Origin of the sequence: Staphylococcus sp. Ze2 (assembly GCF_048568365.1) — a bacterium.
Classification (GTDB): domain Bacteria; phylum Bacillota; class Bacilli; order Staphylococcales; family Staphylococcaceae; genus Staphylococcus; species Staphylococcus xylosus.
This window is the reverse complement of record NZ_CP183486.1, coordinates 955,311-975,805: the sequence shown is the minus strand read 5'-3', so window position 1 is coordinate 975,805 and position 20,495 is coordinate 955,311. Positions and strand designations below refer to the sequence as shown.

Sequence of the window (20,495 nt, the reverse complement as noted above, 5' to 3'; positions counted from 1 at the left end):
ATTTGATTTCTTAAACCCACTCCCTATTTCTGTTTTATAGATTAAGGTTAAATAGCTTTATATAGCAAAATCCACTTAGCATAAACTATATCATTTCTCTGAAATTTTATATGATGTTTTAGAGTAATATGGCTGATTCGCCTCTAATATAGATGGTGCTTTTTCTCCAAATAAATTGATATCATTCGGTATACATTGCGTTTCTAAGGTAAAACCAGAGTGCGCTTTATAAATGTTAAAGTCACTTTGCCAACCTGTTGTATCATTAAATGTGAATATAACAATATTCGGCATGTCTGTTTTAACTGTTAGTAAAAAATGTTTATTTTCTACAGTCATCTCATTGCCACCTATATCGAACGGATGATCCACGCCACCAAAACGTTCCATTTGTTCTTTAACTATTGCATCTTCACTATTAAAAATATCCTTAAATTGGATGTTTTGTTCATTAAATATATCTACTAGATCAATCGGTTCTTTCTTCTCTACAATATTATCTTCATCCAATGTATACATATCTAATTTAGAACTTGAAATACTGTGGTTATCGATAACATTATTGTCTCTATTAAGATTGAAATATACATGATTCATTGGATTAAACAACGTTTTCTTATTAGATGTAGCTTTGTATTCAATTGTCCATTTATGGTCAACGTCATATGTGTGTATAACTTCTAAATCTATATTTCCTGGAAAGTAGTCGTCTTCACTTTTTATAACCGTAGTAAAAATCACTTTAACTTGGCCAACTTGTTCTTCAATTTTATAATCAAAAAAACGTTTATCTAAACCCTTAGGTCCACCATGAATATTATGTGGACCGTTATTGGCTTCAAGGTTGTATTTTTCACCATCTAGTTCAAATGTTGCATTTGCAATCCTACCGCCGTATCTTCCAACAGTAGCACCAAAGTTATAAGGGTTTTCAATATAAAACTCATCTGCTTCAACTACATTACCTAGTACAATATTGTTATCGTCATACTTCCATGAAACAATTCTAGCACCATAGTTTGTGAAAACTATTTTCGTATCTTCATTATCAATTTTAATTAAATCAATACCATTACTTTGACTTTCTACTTTTGCAAACATCCTCAATTACTCCCTTTCAAACCCGTCGCCGTTTATTTAATAGCGATAGGTGTTGTCATGAATAAAACATCAATTTCAAATGCAAGCTAAAAACTGCAAAACTTGAGAAGCTCAAGTATATTATTGGGCAATTTAAAGACTTCATTATATATCGAACTATTACGAAATTAGTAACTAAATAACTAAAATCGCTCATATTCAAACTATACTGTTACACACTTTAATCATTGAACTATTTGACTGTATGCCTACTTTCATAATTCACGCTTCCCTCAACCATAAATTATGATTTAAACAATCAGCTAAATATAATAAGTTATCAATTGGTATGTATATAAAAATTCCCTATCTATAATATAACTCTCTTATATTGTAACAATTTATACAAATAATAAGCTATACTATTGTTGCATTTTATCAAACAATATTGAAAATTGTTATAGTTTTTTCTATTTTTCACTATTTTTTCATGTGTTTTCGTTTATTTCAATATTATTTGAGTTAAAACGACTAGCTAAAGATTACTAATAAATAAAGTTAAGAAGCTAAAACAATTTTATGCTCTAGCCTCTTATTTTAGTTTATTAACTTTTTTTATTGAAAATACGTTTCATCGAGCTCACAAAACCTTTATCAAAACTCAAAATTGTATCTTTATAACTGCGCACTGCAATCCATAATAATACAAATATTGTTATAATTGACAAGGCTACGCTAACCATAATTTCCCATGTCGCAACATCTGGTGTCGATGCTCTAACAAACATAACAAAGGGTGACATAAGCGGTATAAAACTAACAATTTTCACAAGCAATGTATCTGGATTCATTACACTAAATAATGAGATATAGAAGGCAATCATACTAACTAATGTCATAGGCATTAATGCTTGGTTGATATCTTCAATACGTGACGTAATTGAACCAAGAATTGAGGCTAAAATTATATATGAAAAAATACCTATAATCAATGACACAAAACCTACAACAACTAATTGAAGTGTTAATTCATTAGGTTCTACTTTAAATCCTTGTAACATATCGCTAATGTCAAATGTTAAGAAGCATATCACACCTACTACTACAAAAATACTAATTTGGGTTAACGCAACTGCAATTACCCCCGCCATTTTAGCAAAGAGATGTGTTACCGGCGATACACTTGTGATAATCATTTCAATGACACGTGACGTTTTCTCAGTTGCAATTTCCATTGCAACTTGACTTGCGTAATTAAATATAATGAAGAACATGAGCATAATACCAAGATAAACGATTGCAGTATTAAAACCTTTTTGTGCTTCACTTAGATTCGAACTTTTAGCATTATTAGCAATTATCTCTGCGGAAACATCACTTTGTGCTTGTAGTTGCTTTAACTCTCCTTGAGATAAATCAAGACTATTAGCTACAAATTGAGTTTGAATCGTCGATAAGGTCGCCTTTAATTTTTGTTTATCTTGCTCTGAAACAGTATCTTTACTTAAAATTTTACCTGATAACTTTTGGTTATCTTTTAATTTAATGATATAAGCTTTATCTAATTTTTCACTTTTTACTTGTGATCTAGCCTGTTTTTCAGATACCTTACTAAATTTCGCGCCTTCATCCAGCTGGTTTCCCTGAGACTTAATAACTTTATAAATTTCATTATTAGACGATACAACCCCAACTTTATCAGGACCATCATCGAATAAATCAATAATTTTATTAATATTTGATGCGCCGAGCATTAGAATTATTACTACAGTTGTGAATATCATAAATGATTTAGCTTTCACTTTATTTTTATAAGTTAATGAAAAAGTAGCCCAAAATTTACTCATGGATATCACCTACTTTGGCTATAAAGATTTCATTAAGTGATGGTTCTACAACTTGGAAACGTTTAACAAAGCCATATTGTGTAACAACATCGTAAATTTTTTCCGCAATCATTTCTGACTCAATAGTCGCTTTAATTTCTCGTTTATTTCTTTCTACAGCTATCACCCCTGTAATAACATCTATTTCAGGCATTTCATGTTCTGTCTCAATAACTACACGTTTATAACCATGATTTGATTTCACTTCATCAATAGGTCCTGAAACAACAAGTTCCCCTTTATTTAAAATACAGACGTTATCACAAAGTTCTTCGACATGCTCCATGCGGTGCGAACTGTAAATAATTGTTGTTCCTTCATCATTCAAATCTTGAACAGCAGATTTCAGTAATTCCACATTTACAGGATCGAGTCCACTAAAGGGTTCATCTAAAATCAGTAACTCAGGCTTGTGTAATATACTTGCTAACAGTTGAATTTTTTGTTGATTCCCTTTAGAGAGGGCTTCAATTTTCTTTTCTCTATTTTCTTTAATGTTAAATCGATTTAGCCAATAATCAATTGCTTTAGTAATATCTTTTGACTTCATGCCTTTTAATGTAGCCAAATATCGCAATTCATCTTCTACTTTCATCTTAGGATGTAAACCACGTTCTTCAGGTAAATAACCAATACGATTATATAATGACCTATCAATCACTTTATCATTATATGTTATCGTTCCTTCTGTAATCGGAGTCAACCCTAAAATCATTCTAAAAGTTGTCGTCTTTCCTGCTCCGTTTCTTCCTAAAAAACCTAACATTTTCCCTTTTTCTAGAGAAAGTGAAATATCATTCACAGCAGTAAAATTTTTATACTTTTTCGTGACATGTTCAATAAGTAATGACATGGCAAGTGTGCCCCTCTCTTTTGAAATTACTTTAGTCATATCATACCATTTATTCTATTACACATACATTTTAAATATTAATTTTTATAAAATCATAGCATTTATTTTCAACAAAATATATCATCCAATATAACTATTAATGTCCTTAGCTTTACATTAAATAATGTAAGCACTATCATAAAATTAAATAAGAACTTAATACTTATTGTTCACCAATAACAAATGGGAGGCATGGCAACATGACTTATAGTATCGGCATCGATTATGGCACCGCTTCAGGTAGAGTCTTTTTAGTAGATACATCTAATGGAGAAATTATCTCTACCTATATAAAGGAATATCCGCATGGCACTATCTCTAAATCTTTAAATGGTAAACATCTACCACACAATTATTTTTTACAACATGCTGAAGACTACACTTCAATATTAGAAGAAGGCGTTAGACATGTGTTGGATGATAGTAATATTAAACTAGATTCTGTTATTGGTATTGGCATTGATTTTACAAGTTGCACGATAGTGTTCTTAGATGAAGACTTCAAACCATTACATCTTAATCCTGAATTAACGGATAACCCACATGCTTATGTGAAATTATGGAAACATCATGGTGCACAAGACGAAGCTACACAAATGAAAGAAGTCAGTGATGAAATAAATCCATCATGGTTAAATTATTATGGGCACAGTGTCAATAGTGAGTGGATGATACCAAAAATATTAGAAGTTAAACATAAAGCACCCGAAATATTAAAACAAACTTCTTATATCATGGAAGCAGGCGATTACCTCGTAAGTTTACTTACCAATAAAAATATTCGCTCTAATTGTGGTATCGGCTTTAAAGGTTTTTATAATGAAAATGATGGCTTTAATTATGAATTTTTTGAAGCTGTAGACCCAGAGTTGCCTGACATTGTAAAAAATAAATGCGAAGCCCCTGTGGTACATATCGGTGAAAGCGCCGGTAATCTGAGTCAATATTACCAACAATTGTGGGGGCTCTCTGATACGGTTGAAATATCCCCCTATATCATTGATGCTCATTCAGGTGTATTAGGGGTAGGCGCAATCGAGCAAGGTGAATTTACACCAGTAATTGGGACAAGCACTTGTCATCTTATGTTAGACCCTAAACAGCAACCTATTCCTGCTATAACTGGCTCTGTAAAAGATGCAATTATCCCTGGCTTATATGCTTATGAAGCTGGACAAGCTGCCGTGGGTGATTTATTCAATTATGCTGCAGACCTTGCGCCAAAAGCAATTGTAGATCAAGCTGAACAACGAGGACTTTCCCTTTTTGAACACTTAGAAAAGATTGCTAGCGAAATAGCCATTGACGAGCAACATGTTACAGTGCTTGATTGGCATAACGGTAATCGTAGTATTTTGAGCGACAGTCATTTAACTGGAAGTATTTTCGGCTTAACATTACAGACACCATACGAAATGATCTATCGTGCTCACATCGAATCAACTGCATTCGGTACTAAAATGATTATGCAACAATTCGAAAATAATAATATACCAGTGCACACGGTATATGCTGCTGGTGGCATTCCAATTAAAAGCGAACTCTTAGTTGATATTTATGCAAACGTACTTAATAAAGAAATTGTAGTTATCGATTCAAGCAATGCTACTGCTTTGGGCGCTGCAATGTTAGGTGCAAATGTAGGTGGTGCCTATGCATCATTAAAAGAAACTGTGCAACAAATGAAGCAACCTATATATTATCGTAAACAGCCAGAACCGGAAAAAGTAAAACAATATGAACTACTATTCCAAAGATACAAGTCATTACATGATTTATTAGGGAAAACACATCCTGAACTTTCATATATTGATTAGTAATTTTAGTATTATAAAACAAACATAGGAGTCTGAGACACCAATTGATGTCTCAAACTCCTATGTTTATTTTTATAATCAAATGCATAACTAATTAGACCTTAATATTTAAAATCATCTTGTTTGTTCTCTGGATTTTTACTTTCATCAAATGACTCAACATCATGTTTAAATTGTTGTGAATGACGCTCATCATTTTGAACAGACTCAGTATTGAATGAATTTGAGTGATTATTTTGTGTGTGATCTGAAGATTGAATATGTTGCCCATATTTATGACTACTGCCATATTTATTTGTTTTTCTTTCACTATCCAAACAAGCAATGACAATAATATAAATACCTAATCCTAAGTTAAGCAATCCAAAGACAAGCAAAATAATACTAGTGATTATATTTGTTTCACTCGAATCATTCTGCTCAAAGACAAAATTCACCACATTAGCAATCAATGAGATCCCTAGATAAACTAACGGCATGACCATTGTTCTACCTGTATCATGGAACCTTCTTATTAATATGGCCCAGTTTGGAATAAACGTTGCTATAGAATAAATACACATATATATTATACTTAACAGTAATAAAATCGCGCTTAGCCCTATTGCAGAACCAGTAGTCTCAGAAACGCTCGCTATAAACATACATAAACCTATGAATCCTACTATAATTGCAGGTGACAAGAAGATAATATGCCACAATACCATAAACCAATATTCACTTCTACGTGACCGACCAGTAAAGTTAACATAGTTTTTCCAATATAATTTAAGCGCTTGTCCAAAGCCAATTTTCCTTTCCATAATCTCCCTCTTTTCATTTTCATTTGTTTAGGATAAGATTTATTTTATACTAGATTTTAATAGGTCGTATGTAAAAAACTTACTAACCCTATCATACAAATAGTGTAACAAAATTTAATCTTAGTGGTAACACAATTTTACAATTTTTTAAAAAATATCGAAAAAAATTTAAATTTACAAACTATATATTGGAGGGCAATTTATGGATTTTATACAACGAGATACTGTTACAATTGCCAAAGACTTATTAGGGGTGCGTGTCATCTATCACGATGAATTACAAACATACACTGGCTATATAGTAGAAACAGAGGCCTATGTAGGCAAAAAAGATCGTGCAGCACACGGATTTAATGGCAAGCGAACGCCCAAAGTTGAATCATTATATAAAACCGGTGGTACTATTTACGCACACGTGATGCATACACACTTGCTTATTAATTTTGTAACCCAATTAGAAGGTCAACCTGAAGGTGTATTAATCAGAGCGGTAGAACCTGAAGAAGGTATTGAGGCGATGTCACTCAATCGAGGCAAATTAGGTTTTGACTTAACAAATGGTCCTGGAAAATGGACTAAAGCATTCAATATTCCAAGACATTTAGATGGCTCTAAAATCAATGAAGGACGCTTACAAATAGATACTAAAAATAGAAAACATCCTAAAATAATTGAATCAAGTGGCCGTATAGGAATACCCAATAAAGGTGAATGGACAAATAAACCTTTACGTTTTACTGTACAAGGTAACCCATATGTTTCAAGAATGCGCAAATCTGATATGAAACATCCAGATGTAACTTGGCGTAATTAATATTAACGATAATAACTTTATCTTTAACTTGAATAAGAGGTTGAGACAATTATATATCTCAACCTCTTATTTTTTGCTAAATAAACATCATCATTGCCGTTTAATAGCATAGATAAAATTTTATTTTAATGCTTTTTATCACGATCTAATAATCCAAATTGAATTGTTATTATAGTACAGATCACAAATATTACTGGATAAAATGAATATTTTAATACTTCTAAGTAAGACACATCTCCATATTGTTCTACCATTAACATACCACTATCATGTGGCAAAACCATTAATGCACAACAAGCAAATATATCTAATAAACTTGCCATACGTTTTGGTGGTACGTTGTATTCATCACCAATTTCTTTTGCAATTGGCGCAGAAATAATAATTGCTAATGTGTTATGCGATAATGCTGCAGAGAGCACACCAGACATTAAGCTAATTACATATTCTGCACTCTTACGCCCTTTAGCTTTGGCTTTCATTGCCTTAATAATCCAATCTATACCACCATAATATCGAATTAAAGCGACAAGTCCTGAAACTAAAAAGGCTACTAAAAAGATAGTAAACATACTTTCCATTCCATCACCGATAGCTCTTGTGAACTGAAATATACCTAATTGTCCCTGAACGATACCAAGTAGCCCCGCCATAATTATTCCAATAATAAGCACCAGAATGACATCTAAACCTGCTATTGCAGCAATTAATACAAATAAGTAAGGTAAAATATTGATAAAATTATAACTTAAGTCGCCATCCACTTTACCCGTTCCACCTACAATAGTGTAGAAAATAGCTGTAATTATGGCAGCAGGTAATGCAATAAGGACATTCATTTTGAATTTATCTCTCATCTTAGCGCCAACACCATTAGTTGCAGCAATTGTAGTATCAGAAATTATAGATAAGTTATCGCCAAAGTAAGCGCCAGCTATAACAGCTGCACCAGCTGCTGCGACACTTAAATCAGCGGCTTGTGCTACTGCAACACCTACTGGAATAAAAGCCGCCTGTGCACCAGTTGAAGTACCTAATGTTAATGCAGCAAAACCACTCATAATAAATATTCCAGGAATAAGTAAACTTGGCGGAATAACAGAAAGTCCCATATTCACCATTGCGGTTTTACCGCCCATTTCAGACGTAACAGCCGAAAATGCACCTGCAAGTAGTAGAATCAAACCTAAATTCACTATGCCTGAATTACCTGCATTTTCAGTGAATATTTGTACTTTTTTAGTAAAAGCTGTTTTTCTGTCATAGCAAGTCCAAGCTATAACAATACCTATTAATATTGCGACATGACGTGGCAATTGATCGAAAGCATCTTCTTTACCTAGAATGGTAAAAGTAATACCTACGCCTATATATAACACTAAAAATATTGCCAAAGGCAATAGCGCTAAGGCGCCATATTGTTTTTCACTTCGCATAGTTTGTTCCATAAATGAGCTCCTTATTACCTAGGTATTTTATATGATATATATGGTAAATCAAAAAAGAGATAATGTCATTTTATATACATTATCTCCTCTTTCGACACTTACTATTTAATTGTCACATCACCTGTATCAGTTACAATCTTAATTAAGTTTTCACCGTCACCAATTTTTTTATTTTTTAATTTGCTATTTTCAATATTTAAATTCCCAATATCAATTAATTTTTTATTCAATTAAGTAATTTCACTATGCTTTTCAATTAAATTTTTCGATAATCATTTCTATGACTATCATTATATTTTCCAAAAATGTATAATCGAAATTACGGGTGTTGTAAGCGCTAACTTATAAGACGTTTATAAATGGTTAACTTATTAGTTTTGTATATTAGTATTAAGGGAGGAATGAACATGCTAGAGTTAGATGCAATTACTACTTTAGCCTTGGCAAGTGTATTATACCTTGTAGGTATCTATATTATTAATCATGTTGGTATTTTAAAAAGATTATGTATACCTGCGCCAGTAATTGGTGGTTTACTCTTTGCTATTATTGTAGCAATTTTAGAAACAACAGGTTTATTAACTATAAAGTTAGATTCTGACTTTATTCAAGATTTCTTTATGCTTGCATTTTTCACAACGATTGGACTAGGAGCATCATTTAAACTTCTTCGTTTAGGTGGTAAAGTCTTAATATTATATTTTATTTTTTGTGGTGTCCTAGCATTCTTTCAAAACATCATTGGTGTATCACTGGCAAAATTATTAAATATACCGCCTTTATTAGGTTTAACAGCCGGTTCTATGTCAATGGAAGGCGGACACGGTAATGCAGCTGCCTATGGTAAAACAGTCCAGAGCCTAGGTATTGATTCTGCAGTAACAGCAGCCTTAGCTGCAGCGACCTTAGGTTTAGTTGCTGGTGGTTTAGTAGGCGGCCCAGTTGTAAAATTTTTAATTAATAAATATAACTTAAAACCTGAAAATGCTGAAGAAACGATGAAAGATTATAGCGATGTAACCGCTAATCAATATCTACATAAGCGTATGGCACCCACTACTATATTTCTAATGCAATTTGCAATTGTTGCCATTTGTATGGCTATCGGTTCATATTTAGGGACTCAATTTTCTGATTTAACAGGTATAAATATTCCTATATATGTTGGCGCAATGTTTATTGCAGTCATTATACGTAATATATCCGAATACAGTAATTTAAATATTATTGATATGAAGCTCATTAACAGTATTAGTGACGTCTCACTTAGCCTCTTTTTATCTATTGCATTAATGAGTATTCAACTAACTGAAATTTATCAATTGGCAATTCCGTTAATCATTATTGTATTAGTTCAAGTTGTATTTATTGTCTTATTCTCTGTACTAATTTTATTCCGAGGATTAGGTAAAGATTATGATGCAGCAGTTATGATTGGTGGGTTTATTGGACACGGACTTGGTGCAACGCCAAATGCTATGGCTAACTTAGATGTCATAACAAAGAAATATGGTGCGTCTCCAAAAGCCTATTTAGTTGTACCAATTGTAGGTGCATTTTTAATTGATTTACTAGGTGTGCCTATAGTTACAACTTTCATTAATATTTTCAGCTAACTTCATATGAATTCAATCAATCATTACGTGGCTTTAACACGAATGAAACTCGTATCACTAAATCATGCATTTAAAAACAAGGCCGAAACAGTTTGGATAAACTGCACCGGCCTTGTTTTAATTTTGTTCCCCATATATACTGTTTTATAGCATTGACTTGTTTATTTAATATCTAAACCTCTTTGTTCAATCCATGATTGTAATTTTGGACTAAATACCATTTGTGCATGTTGTAAATCTTTAATTGATTTTGCATCAAGCATCGTCATAATTTTTTTCATGTGCTCCGTAAATTGTTCTGTGTAATTTAGTGTTTCAGTGATGCCATAATTTTCAACATGATTTAAAAATGGACGTGACATTCCTACTGCACTAGCGCCAAGTGCAAGACATTTCACTGCATCTAAAGGGGTTCTGACACCACCACTTGCTAAAATATCCATATCTTGTTGATATGCGGTGCTTTCTAATAAAGACTCTACAGTCGTTTGCCCCCATAAGCCTAAGTAATCCATATCTTTATATGTACGTCTTTCATTTTCAATATCGACAAAATTAGTACCACCTCTACCACTTACATCTACGTACTTAATACCGATTTCGTTAAGACTTTTAATCGTTTCTTTACTCATACCAAAGCCAACTTCTTTAACTATAACTGGCACATCTACTCGTGCTACAATTTGTGCTAAATTTTCCATCCATGTAGAAAAAGTTCTATTACCTTCTGGCATAACTAATTCTTGTGGCGCATTAACATGAACTTGTAAAGCTTGAGCATCAAGTAATTTCACTGATTCTACGGCTTTATCTACAGGTACATCTGCTCCTACATTACTAAAAATAATACCTTCTGGATTTGTTTCACGTACGACACTAAAGGAAGAAGCCATCTTGCTGTTTCTCAATGCAGCATGCGTTGAACCGACAGCCATCGCAATTCCAGTCTCACGTGCGATAACAGCTAATTTTTCATTAATTTGTTTCGTCCATTCACTACCACCAGTCATCGCATTAATATACAATGGTTGATTTAACGTAAAGTCTTTTAAATTACTTGTTAAATCAACATCATCAACATCAATATTAGGAATAGAATGATGTACAAACCTTATTTCATCAAAATCTGAAATTGTTGCATCTTTCTGCGCCATTGCTATTTCTACGTGTTCATTTTTACGTTGTTCTCTTTTTATATCGCTCATTTTCCGCTCCTACTTTCAACACATTTTTATATTAAATTCATTATATCGAACTATCCTTATATTGCTATAACCATTAAAACCATTTTTCTTTTTTAAAGTAGACTATACAGCTAATACTTATCGCTAACATAATTGTTAAGACAATATAATAACCATAATGCCATTTCAGCTCAGGCATATTTGTAAAATTCATGCCGTATATACCTGTAATCAATGTCAAAGGTAGAAATACTACCGATACCAGAGTCAGTACTTGCATTATACTATTCATTTTGAAAGAGTTATATGACGAATAATTATCTTTAATTTCATCAGTCATCTCTTGAGACATTTTCAAAATATTTTGTTGTTTTATAATATGGTCCTCTATATGTTGAATATACATATGATTCTTCTTATCTACAAGTAATAGGCCGCTTTCTTTGATGTTATCAACTAATTCTTGAATTGGATAAACAATGCGCTTCATTTTTATAATATTAGATCTTATTTTAAATACTTCTTCCATAATATTTTTAACTGAAGCATCCTTTAGGTGATAATCCTCAAATTCGTATACTTTATCTTCAATTTCATAGATCAAATCAAAGTAACTATCCACCATTTTATCTATGATGTGCAATGCAACATCAGATGTTTGCAAAACATTTTTATTTTCTTTCATCAATACATCTGTAAAGTTATTTAAAATTGAAAAAGGCTGATGATGGTACGTAATAAGCACTTCATCTTTTATAAATAAATTCAACGCTTTGTCACCACTGTTATTCGTGTCAATACTATGCAATACGATATATTGATATGTATCATATGATTTATATTTTGCCCTAGGTGTTCCATTAACTGTATCATCGATTTCAAGTTTATTAAAGCTAAAATACGACCTAAAAATCTCATTTTCTGGTGCTGAAGGCTTGTGAAAATCGTACCAAACGAATGTTGCTGATTCAGGTACATCATCAAAGCACGAAGCTTCTGTTAATGCTTGTCCAGGAACTTGATATTTAACTGTAATTGTCATATTTCCCCTCCCTAAATCATTTACCTTATTTTACCATGAAACCGTTCAAGTGTAAGTTTATGTTATTTTTAGTAAACTAACATTGTAGACAAGAAAAACTTGTTACCATTTGATTATTAACTTTCGACTATCAAGGAGTGTTTTGATGCAAAATCCATTTACTATTAATCACTACGTAACACAAGATATGATTGACCACAATAATCATGTACATGATGCGCAATATAATATGATTTTCAGTGACGCTATTAACCAGTTTAATTACCAAAAGGGATTATCTTTAGAGGAAAGAGAAACATTAAGCTATACCTTATTTACTGTTGAAGAACAAACCGCTTATTTATCTGAATTAGTAGAAAATGATGAATATCAAATCACTATTTACTTATACGATTATAATGAGAAAAGCGTACACTTCTTCTCAATCATGACAAAAACAGATGGTACAACTGTTGCAACTAATGAAGCTTTGATGTTAGGTATCAATCGCAAAACTAATAAAACATCCCCTTTCCCTGAACAATATGCAAATGAAATTATTTCCTATTATAATAATCAACGGCGCATCGACTGGCCAAAGCAATTGGGTCACCGTATAAGAATTACTAGATAAGGAGTTGAGAAAAAAATGACAAAGAACATCCATACAAGTGTTGAATCACATTTATGTGATTTATTTGACCAAACTAAATTTGAACTTAGCGAGCTTAATCAAAGTAAGAGCCTTGTTATCAATGGACCTGATAGTCAATTGATTAAACGTGGCTTAGATATTAGTTATTTACAAGGACAAAAAAGAGCTATTGATTACATTGATTCCATTTTGAAGTCTTATCCAGATAATCAGGCTTTTATTTCAAATTTTAATGAGTATGCAACAAGTGTTTTAAATGATTATGACACTTCCTCACAAAAATTTAAAATGCTCGCACAACCGACGGCTGATTACGAAGAGATATTGGCCTATCATTACACTTTAATGGGGCAAAAGTTTATCATCGATTCTATTAATACGAAAATTATAAATCAATAACTATATTCTGCCTTTTATTGAAATTCTACTGCCAATCAAGTTAACTTAATTGGCAGTTGTTTTATCCTTTATTAAGTTTGTTACTAATCAAAAAACAGGATTGGAAGTCCAGTCAACTTTGGTTTCCAATCCTGTCCGTTAAAGTTAATCACCTTTATATATTAAAATTTATGACTTTATTTACTCATTAATTGTTCCAACAATTTGTTTAATTACTTTATGAGATTCTCTTATTGGTAATAAAGGGAAAGCGTGAACCATACGTTTATACTCATAAAAGTGAATTTCTTGTTGTGCTGAAGCTAAAATTTCAGTAAATTTCAACATATCTGGTAGATAAATTTCATGAGTACCACCAAACATATAAATTGGTGGTAAATCAATCAAATTACCATTTATAGGAGAGAGTCTTGAATCATTTAATGGCAAGTTGTTCGACCAACGTTTCAATATTTTTTGAACACCGTCTTTATCTACGAGTACATCTTTTCGATCTAGTGCTTCAGTAATTTCTGTATTATCTAATTGTGCATCTAATAATGGAGAAAATAGATATAGTTTTCTAGGCATTGGTTGTCCTTGCTCTTGCAACTGTTGAACTAGACTAAGTGCTAAAGCGCCACCAGTGCCGTCACCCATAACGATAATGTCTTTACTATCAACCTCTTTTAACAATTCATTATATACTTTAAAAATAGCATCGAATGTATCATCAATATTATATTTCGGTGCTTTTGGATAGATAGGCATAACAACTTCATATAAAGTACTTAATGCCAGTTTATCCATGTATCTCCAGTGAAAAGCTGATGGTTGTAAAGTATTATAACCACCATGAATATATAAAATCTTTTTTTCTTTACTATGTCTAAATCTGAATCTAAATACTTGTAAGTCATCTAGTGTTTGCTTATCCAAATCAGATTTAACATTTAGTGTTTCTGGCTGTTTATGTTTTTTATCATTAATCTTTTCACGCTTTTCCATGAATGACTCAAAATCTTGATCTGTATTAAAAATAATAGATCTATGAGGTAATAAGTATTTATTTATAAATTTAGTTGTTAGTCTTGATTTCATTCCATAATCCATCCAATCTATATTTATTATGCTATCGTCCAATATTCTTTGTTTTACTTATTAAAAAAAATAAATGTTATGGTAAAATTAATATAATGATCAAAAATCATAGTTATAATATAATGTGGGTAATTTAAAAACTAACAATTTGATTATTATTATATTTAAAAGTCATGTTAGTAATACTTAAAATGTATCAACTATTAAACATTATAACAAAACAAAAGTCACAAAATAAATAAATGCTAGCAATATGCAGTGAAAGGAGTACTTATGGCCGATAAACACAAACAATTCAAGGACTTTGAACACACCTTAACTAGTGAACCTATGCAACGTGGTTTACAATATGAAAAAAAGAAAAAATCGTGGGTTAGTATTATCATTCATATCATCGTTCTAATATTAATAGCGATTACAGGCTATAGTATGTTTAAAGAACCTATTTTCAATTTAGTTTTTGTTCAAGAAACTATTAATTTCCATCAACTCACTAATTTCCAAGATTCAATCAATGATTTTTCGAACCTTAACATTAATATCGAAAGCATTGATGATCTTCAAACAAGTATAGATCGATTAATATTAGTCTTTTATGTATTCTTTATGGCTTGTATCGTTAGTTTAGTTTTAACTATTTTTACACTCGTGTTTAATAGAACTGCATTAAAGATTGTAAATTTACTTGTTATTGCTATTATGTTGATTATTACTTTTGGTTTTTCATACCTTATTAAAAATATTGCTACACATATTGCTGATTCCATGAGTCAATACTACGTTTCAATCAAACCATCACAAATCTTAACTGAAGCAGATGCGCTTCATAATGCATTTATATTACTAGGTTGTAGCATTGCACTTATTTTAATTAGTCTATTTTTTAGAAATCGCAAAAATAATAAAAAAGTAATTGTTTAAATTATATTATTAAAGTAACCATACAATTCGAGTAATAACTAAATTGTATGGTTTTTATTATGCTTATACTAAATTTTGGATATGGGATAATGATAAGTAATAGTAGTTCAACAAACCACATAAGTTTATAAAATTAAAAAACGTCAATTTCTATATTACTCGAATAGAAATTGACGTTTATTTTTAACTAGAAGATATTATATTCTAGTTTATGAAATTCATGTCTTTTATACAATATATATTAGCTTATTTTAATACCAACTTACTTTTCATTTGAAATGTAGTGTGCTTTTCCTTTTAAGAATAGGCTTAAGATAAATGCAAGCGCGCTTAATGCTGTTGCAATTAAGAATGCGCTATTCACACCATTAATAGAAGCAAGTTTTTGTACAAATTCTAATATTTGTGAAGTAGCCATTTGCTCTCCACCCATTGCTTGTGCCATTTCTTGTAAACGGTCTTTTAAAAATGGATTTGTTTTATCTAAATCTTGTGCGTAACCAGCAGCGTATTGTGTACTTTGTGTTGACATTACTGTCACCAATAGTGCTGTACCAATTGAACCAGCCAATTGTCTTAAAGTATTTGATAAAGCATTACCATGTGAAATAAGTCTTTGAGGTAATGAATTCATACCTGCCGTCATAATAGGCATCATAATAAAACTCATACCAAACGAACGAATAATATAAATAAGCATTAAATGTCCATACGTCGTATTCATATTTAATTTTGTCAATTCCCATGTTGCGTAAGTCATGATACCCGTACCTACTAAAGCTAATGGTTTAATACCAATTGTATCTAACAATTTACCTGCAATAGGACCCATAACACCCATGATTAATGCACCTGGTAGCAATAATAAACCAGATTGAATCGGTGTAAATCCTCTTAAGTTTTGAAGATATAATGGTAGTAAAATCATACCTCCGAATAAGCTCATCGTTACAATCATATTGATTACTGTAGTCAAAGTAAATCCAGAGTATTTTAATACTTCCATACTTAACATCGGTACACGCATTGTGAGCTCTCTAATCACAAAGGCAATGATAAAGATGACTCCTACAATTAATGAAATCACTACTATAGGTGAACTCCATGTATTATTACCAGCTTCACTGAATCCATATAATAATGCACCAAAACCGATTGTACTGAAGATTATACCCGGTATATCCGCTTTTGGATTGGTTGTAACTTGATAAACTCTAAACCAAATATATGAAATTGCTAGTGAAACTAATCCAATAATGAACATGCCATAAAACATAACATTCCAGTGATAGTTCTCAACGATATAACCTGATAAAGTAGGACCAATAGCTGGCGCTAAAATCATCGCTATACCAAGTGTACCCATCGCAGCTCCACGTCTTTCTGGAGGGAAGATAGTCATAAATACATTCGTACCTAACGGCATCAGTATACCAGCACCAATCGCTTGTAATACACGTCCTGCCATCATTACTGTGAATGAACCTGACATACCACAGACAAGGGAACCAATTGTAAATAGCGTCATCGCTACTAAAAATAGTTTTCTATAAGAATATTTGTTAAATAAATAAGCACTAATCGGAATTAAAATACCATTTACTAACATAAACCCTGTCATTAACCACTGACCCGTGTTCGCTGAAATATTAAAATCTGTATTGATCTTAGGCAAGGCAACGTTTAATAACGTTTGGTTTAAGATTGCTATAAACATACCGAATATCATTGCTAATAGCACTTTACCTTGTGACGTTCCTTTACCAAACATAAAGGAACTATGTTTTTCCTTTAATTTTTCGTTTACTTTTGCTTCTTCAGAATTTGGATTGATATTTTGATGATCAGCATCTGTTGTCTCATCTGAGTTATCAATTGATTGATCTGTAACTTCACTACTTAAAGTATCGTCATCTTCCAAATTCTCTTCTGTTGTTGCTGTTTCTGACTCCATAGTTGATTCGTTAGAACCTTCTTTGTCACTTATATTAAATTTAGATTGATAATTTTCATCAGAAGCGTTATCTTCTTGCTTCATTTGTTCCATTTGTCTTTTTGATCGTTTTTTCTTACTCTTTGCCATAAAAAGATTAATCAATCCAACAAAAATGAGCGCTATGACTACGTAAATAATAATGAAGGTCATTGTCATTTATAGACCCCCCTTAATTTTTATGAATTTTAACTTCAGCGTTCATTCCTGGAACAACGTTTTTAGATGGTTTTGAATCAAGTGAGATTTTCACAGGTACTACTTGAGAAACTTTAGTGTAGTTACCATCAGTATTTGATGAAGGCATCATTGAAAAGCTTGAAGCTGTAGCTTTACCAATTTCTTCAACTTTACCTTTAAGTTCAGCTTTTTCGCCGTCAAGTTTTACATTTACATCTTTACCTTCTTCAACATCTGAAATGTCTTTTTCATCAACATTTGCAGTAATATAAGAATCATCTAAATTATAAGCATAAGCAATTGGAGATCCTGCTTGCGCGATTGAACCTTCCATGCCATCAGTTTTTACAATTGTTCCGTCTTGTGGCATTTTAATATCCATATTTTGTGATTGGCCATCTTCACCTTTAGCTGCTATTTCAGCAACTTTGTCGCCTTTACTTAATTTTTCATTATTTTTAACATCAAATGATTTGATTTCGCCTGATGCTGGCGCAGACACTTTAATTTGTTCTCCGTCAACTTTGGCATTCTCTGTACTTACAAATCCTGTAGCTTGATTATAAAAGTGGAAACCGACTACACCAATAATCACAAGAACTACAATGGTAATGATGTTAATTAATACCATTTTTTTCATTACTCTTTCCTCCTATTTGCTTTTAAAATTCACTTTATATATTATAGATACATGTACAATAAAAAAACACCAACACTTCTATAAAATGTGTTGGGTTTGTATCTACCGTGTTTTTGAAGGAGTAAAAATGAGACAAAGAGCAAAAGATAAAATAATTAAAAGTATGATTTTACTATTAGAAGAATACCCTTTTGAAAACATCACGATAAAAATGTTATGTGCGTATAGTGGAATAAATCGAACAACATTTTACGATTATTTTGTAGATAAATATGATCTGTTATCTACAATACAGATGTATCACCTACAAAAATATTCAAAGTTATTAAATTCGTTATATGACAGTCAAAATAAAGAAGAGATAAATCATTATAAACTATATAAATTTTTCAAAAGTATCTTAACTTATATTGAACGACATTATGGGTTCTTCCATGCGATATTTGTTTCACACCCTAATCGCGATTTATTTTCCGATTATGTAACGCTTACTAAGGAAACATATACAAAAATTATTATAGACTATACAAATATAAAAAAGAAAAAGCAATTTGTTACTTACGCGTTGGGCGGACAAATTGGTATTGTATATTTATGGATACGTGAAGGCTGCCCTGAATCAGCTGACGAACTTGCTCAAATTCTCCTTGCAAATGTAATTAAACTAAGACGATAACAACATATTTGAATTGCTATCACCACGAATTTTCTTAAGCATAAAAAAGACGCTATCTTAAAATATAGCGTCTTTTGTTAATTTTAAAATGATTGAGGTTTAAAAACAAAATAATTTATTACCTGTAAGATAATTAGTAAGATACCAGCTATGATAATTATTGAAACGTAAGGTACGAAACTCAATTCTCCCATCATACCTACTAATGGGGATATTAAGCCCCCTAATAAGAATTGTACAAGCCCTAATAAACTTGATGCACTGCCATTTCCCCCAGTACGTTCTTCCATTGCAATAGAAAAGCCCAAGGTTGCTACTCCAGTAACTGGTGCAACGAGTACAATAAAACCAATAAATAAAATCCAAATTGGTAAATGTGTAATTAACGTAACTGATACAACTGCAATACCTATTAATTGAATCATTGTTAATATCCGTAATAATGATTGTTTATCTATATAATCAATCAATTTTCCTGTTAGTTGACTAGAGAAAATCAAGCTTATGCCAATCAATGCAAACATAATACTAAATTGTTGAGCAGACATATGATAAATATTTTGCGTGACAAAAGGCGATGCTGAAATATAACTAAATAGCAGTATAAACGTTACGCCTTGAATTAACATAGGTAATACAAATTTAGGTGTCATCAATAGTAATTTGAAATTTTTAAATATGCTTAAAATATGCGGGCTATCTCTGCGTTCCTCTGCTAAAGATTCCGGAACTTTTAGCAGAGTTCCCAATAGCATCAAAATTCCAAAAACTGTTAATATAACAAAGACCATTCGCCAAGTAGCAAATGATAGTATGACGCCACCAAGTGCTGGCGCAATAACTGGAGCCACTCCATTAACTAACATAAGCAATGCTAAAAACTTCGTTAATTGTTTACCGCTATATAAATCGCTGGAAATAGCTCTTGAAACAACAGCACCAGCCCCACCACAAAAGCCTTGAACAAATCTTAAAGCAATCATTATCCAAATATTTTCTACAAAAATAATCCCAATGCTCGCTAAAGTAAATAGTAACATTGCGACTATAAGCGGTGTTTTACGACCTATAGCATCAGATATCGGCCCAACAAATAAGTTACCTAGTGCTAGCCCAATCATAAAGAGTGATAAAGTTAATTGTGAATTTGAGGTTGTAGTATTAAAATCAGATTGAATCTGTGGCAAACCAGGTAGGAACATATCAATAGATAATGCACCAATTGCAGTAAGTGCCCCGAGTATAACTACGAACAATAAAGGCTGCTTACTTTGTTCTTGATAATTAGACATATTTATTCTCCTCACAATGATGTGTGATTTCGTTGATGAAAAGGTTTATATTTTATTAATTTCTTAAAATTATAAACATTCTTTTACAAGTTATTTTT

At 31.7% G+C, this 20,495-nt stretch carries 19 protein-coding genes; 7 read left to right on the top strand and 12 right to left on the bottom strand.

The features are described 5' to 3' along the window. Positions 1 to 90 precede the first annotated feature (90 nt). The 3 genes from ACM591_RS04165 to ACM591_RS04155 all read right to left on the bottom strand — a co-directional run bounded on the left by ACM591_RS04165 (position 91) and on the right by ACM591_RS04155 (position 3,819). A complete protein-coding gene (locus ACM591_RS04165; protein ID WP_326026635.1) occupies positions 91 to 1,101 on the bottom strand; it encodes an aldose epimerase family protein in 1,011 nt (336 codons plus the stop codon). Positions 1,102 to 1,685: 584 nt separating this feature from the next. Further along, complete coding sequence (locus ACM591_RS04160) at positions 1,686 to 2,927, bottom strand: ABC transporter permease (protein ID WP_029378426.1); 1,242 nt, start codon at positions 2,925 to 2,927, stop codon at positions 1,686 to 1,688. Then, entirely contained in the window at positions 2,920 to 3,819 is a 900-nt protein-coding gene (locus ACM591_RS04155) for an ABC transporter ATP-binding protein (RefSeq protein ID WP_326026637.1), read from the bottom strand. Before ACM591_RS04155 ends, ACM591_RS04160 begins: the two co-directional genes overlap by 8 nt. 239 nt (positions 3,820 to 4,058) lie before the next feature. Here ACM591_RS04155 and ACM591_RS04150 point away from each other — a divergent pair, with 239 nt between their 5' ends. Next, positions 4,059 to 5,675: a ribulokinase gene (locus ACM591_RS04150; RefSeq protein WP_029378424.1), complete on the top strand. Its 1,617-nt coding sequence runs from the start codon at positions 4,059 to 4,061 to the stop codon at positions 5,673 to 5,675. 101 nt (positions 5,676 to 5,776) lie between these two features. On the opposite strand, the gene ACM591_RS04145 is transcribed toward ACM591_RS04150, so the two are convergent. Next, positions 5,777 to 6,478, bottom strand: coding sequence for a DUF805 domain-containing protein (locus ACM591_RS04145; protein ID WP_326026638.1), 702 nt, complete (start codon positions 6,476 to 6,478; stop codon positions 5,777 to 5,779). 202 nt (positions 6,479 to 6,680) lie between these two features. Here ACM591_RS04145 and ACM591_RS04140 point away from each other — a divergent pair, with 202 nt between their 5' ends. After that, positions 6,681 to 7,292 carry a DNA-3-methyladenine glycosylase gene (locus ACM591_RS04140; protein ID WP_029378422.1) on the top strand — a complete coding sequence of 204 codons (612 nt, stop codon included), beginning with the start codon at positions 6,681 to 6,683 and terminating at the stop codon, positions 7,290 to 7,292. Between the two features lie 125 nt (positions 7,293 to 7,417). Here the strand turns inward: ACM591_RS04140 and ACM591_RS04135 are convergent, their stop codons facing one another. Both ACM591_RS04135 and ACM591_RS04130 read right to left on the bottom strand, forming a co-directional pair. Then, on the bottom strand, positions 7,418 to 8,740 hold the full coding sequence (locus ACM591_RS04135; RefSeq protein WP_029378421.1) for a Na+/H+ antiporter NhaC family protein: 1,323 nt from the start codon (positions 8,738 to 8,740) through the stop codon (positions 7,418 to 7,420). Between the two features lie 101 nt (positions 8,741 to 8,841). After that, a complete protein-coding gene (locus ACM591_RS04130; RefSeq protein ID WP_255200678.1) occupies positions 8,842 to 8,970 on the bottom strand; it encodes a hypothetical protein in 129 nt (42 codons plus the stop codon). Positions 8,971 to 9,147: 177 nt separating this feature from the next. Here ACM591_RS04130 and gltS point away from each other — a divergent pair, with 177 nt between their 5' ends. Further along, entirely contained in the window at positions 9,148 to 10,356 is a 1,209-nt protein-coding gene (gene gltS, locus ACM591_RS04125; RefSeq protein WP_029378420.1) for a sodium/glutamate symporter, read from the top strand. A 161-nt stretch (positions 10,357 to 10,517) separates the two neighbouring features. On the opposite strand, the gene fni is transcribed toward gltS, so the two are convergent. Continuing rightward, positions 10,518 to 11,561, bottom strand: a complete 1,044-nt coding sequence (gene fni / locus ACM591_RS04120) for a type 2 isopentenyl-diphosphate Delta-isomerase (RefSeq protein WP_029378419.1) — start codon at positions 11,559 to 11,561, stop codon at positions 10,518 to 10,520. A 73-nt stretch (positions 11,562 to 11,634) separates the two neighbouring features. Beyond that, on the bottom strand, positions 11,635 to 12,582 hold the full coding sequence (corA, locus tag ACM591_RS04115; protein WP_038679038.1) for a magnesium/cobalt transporter CorA: 948 nt from the start codon (positions 12,580 to 12,582) through the stop codon (positions 11,635 to 11,637). Positions 12,583 to 12,727: 145 nt separating this feature from the next. Between corA and ACM591_RS04110 the strand changes: the two genes are divergently transcribed. Further along, positions 12,728 to 13,195: a thioesterase family protein gene (locus ACM591_RS04110; protein ID WP_326025914.1), complete on the top strand. Its 468-nt coding sequence runs from the start codon at positions 12,728 to 12,730 to the stop codon at positions 13,193 to 13,195. 15 nt (positions 13,196 to 13,210) lie between these two features. Beyond that, entirely contained in the window at positions 13,211 to 13,615 is a 405-nt protein-coding gene (locus ACM591_RS04105; protein WP_326026639.1) for a hypothetical protein, read from the top strand. A 180-nt stretch (positions 13,616 to 13,795) separates the two neighbouring features. Here ACM591_RS04105 and ACM591_RS04100 read toward each other — a convergent pair whose 3' ends face one another. Continuing rightward, positions 13,796 to 14,695 (bottom strand): alpha/beta hydrolase fold domain-containing protein, encoded by a 900-nt coding sequence (locus tag ACM591_RS04100; protein ID WP_232164530.1) that lies wholly within the window; start codon positions 14,693 to 14,695, stop codon positions 13,796 to 13,798. Between the two features lie 273 nt (positions 14,696 to 14,968). On the opposite strand from ACM591_RS04100, the gene ACM591_RS04095 reads away from it, so the two are divergent. Continuing rightward, positions 14,969 to 15,616: a hypothetical protein gene (locus ACM591_RS04095; protein ID WP_029378414.1), complete on the top strand. Its 648-nt coding sequence runs from the start codon at positions 14,969 to 14,971 to the stop codon at positions 15,614 to 15,616. A 262-nt stretch (positions 15,617 to 15,878) separates the two neighbouring features. Here the strand turns inward: ACM591_RS04095 and ACM591_RS04090 are convergent, their stop codons facing one another. Both ACM591_RS04090 and ACM591_RS04085 read right to left on the bottom strand, forming a co-directional pair. Further along, positions 15,879 to 17,768, bottom strand: a complete 1,890-nt coding sequence (locus ACM591_RS04090; RefSeq protein WP_029378413.1) for a DHA2 family efflux MFS transporter permease subunit — start codon at positions 17,766 to 17,768, stop codon at positions 15,879 to 15,881. A 13-nt stretch (positions 17,769 to 17,781) separates the two neighbouring features. Beyond that, complete coding sequence (locus ACM591_RS04085) at positions 17,782 to 18,429, bottom strand: HlyD family secretion protein (protein WP_017723219.1); 648 nt, start codon at positions 18,427 to 18,429, stop codon at positions 17,782 to 17,784. 127 nt (positions 18,430 to 18,556) lie between these two features. Between ACM591_RS04085 and ACM591_RS04080 the strand changes: the two genes are divergently transcribed. Next, positions 18,557 to 19,105, top strand: coding sequence for a TetR/AcrR family transcriptional regulator (locus tag ACM591_RS04080; protein WP_029378412.1), 549 nt, complete (start codon positions 18,557 to 18,559; stop codon positions 19,103 to 19,105). Positions 19,106 to 19,188: 83 nt separating this feature from the next. Here the strand turns inward: ACM591_RS04080 and ACM591_RS04075 are convergent, their stop codons facing one another. Then, entirely contained in the window at positions 19,189 to 20,397 is a 1,209-nt protein-coding gene (locus tag ACM591_RS04075) for a multidrug effflux MFS transporter (protein ID WP_029378411.1), read from the bottom strand. Positions 20,398 to 20,495: the final 98 nt, after the last annotated feature.

What these genes read in the sequence shown, in the direction of transcription:
- ACM591_RS04165 (WP_326026635.1), bottom strand. Translation starts at nt 1,101, where the DNA reads ATGTTTGCAAAAGTAGAAAGTCAAAGTAATGGTATTGATTTAATTAAA.
- ACM591_RS04160 (WP_029378426.1), bottom strand. Translation starts at nt 2,927, where the DNA reads ATGAGTAAATTTTGGGCTACTTTTTCATTAACTTATAAAAATAAAGTG.
- ACM591_RS04155 (WP_326026637.1), bottom strand. Translation starts at nt 3,819, where the DNA reads ATGTCATTACTTATTGAACATGTCACGAAAAAGTATAAAAATTTTACT.
- ACM591_RS04150 (WP_029378424.1), top strand. Translation starts at nt 4,059, where the DNA reads ATGACTTATAGTATCGGCATCGATTATGGCACCGCTTCAGGTAGAGTC.
- ACM591_RS04145 (WP_326026638.1), bottom strand. Translation starts at nt 6,478, where the DNA reads ATGGAAAGGAAAATTGGCTTTGGACAAGCGCTTAAATTATATTGGAAA.
- ACM591_RS04140 (WP_029378422.1), top strand. Translation starts at nt 6,681, where the DNA reads ATGGATTTTATACAACGAGATACTGTTACAATTGCCAAAGACTTATTA.
- ACM591_RS04135 (WP_029378421.1), bottom strand. Translation starts at nt 8,740, where the DNA reads ATGGAACAAACTATGCGAAGTGAAAAACAATATGGCGCCTTAGCGCTA.
- gltS (WP_029378420.1), top strand. Translation starts at nt 9,148, where the DNA reads ATGCTAGAGTTAGATGCAATTACTACTTTAGCCTTGGCAAGTGTATTA.
- fni (WP_029378419.1), bottom strand. Translation starts at nt 11,561, where the DNA reads ATGAGCGATATAAAAAGAGAACAACGTAAAAATGAACACGTAGAAATA.
- corA (WP_038679038.1), bottom strand. Translation starts at nt 12,582, where the DNA reads ATGACAATTACAGTTAAATATCAAGTTCCTGGACAAGCATTAACAGAA.
- ACM591_RS04110 (WP_326025914.1), top strand. Translation starts at nt 12,728, where the DNA reads ATGCAAAATCCATTTACTATTAATCACTACGTAACACAAGATATGATT.
- ACM591_RS04105 (WP_326026639.1), top strand. Translation starts at nt 13,211, where the DNA reads ATGACAAAGAACATCCATACAAGTGTTGAATCACATTTATGTGATTTA.
- ACM591_RS04100 (WP_232164530.1), bottom strand. Translation starts at nt 14,695, where the DNA reads ATGAAATCAAGACTAACAACTAAATTTATAAATAAATACTTATTACCT.
- ACM591_RS04095 (WP_029378414.1), top strand. Translation starts at nt 14,969, where the DNA reads ATGGCCGATAAACACAAACAATTCAAGGACTTTGAACACACCTTAACT.
- ACM591_RS04090 (WP_029378413.1), bottom strand. Translation starts at nt 17,768, where the DNA reads ATGACAATGACCTTCATTATTATTTACGTAGTCATAGCGCTCATTTTT.
- ACM591_RS04085 (WP_017723219.1), bottom strand. Translation starts at nt 18,429, where the DNA reads ATGAAAAAAATGGTATTAATTAACATCATTACCATTGTAGTTCTTGTG.
- ACM591_RS04080 (WP_029378412.1), top strand. Translation starts at nt 18,557, where the DNA reads ATGAGACAAAGAGCAAAAGATAAAATAATTAAAAGTATGATTTTACTA.
- ACM591_RS04075 (WP_029378411.1), bottom strand. Translation starts at nt 20,397, where the DNA reads ATGTCTAATTATCAAGAACAAAGTAAGCAGCCTTTATTGTTCGTAGTT.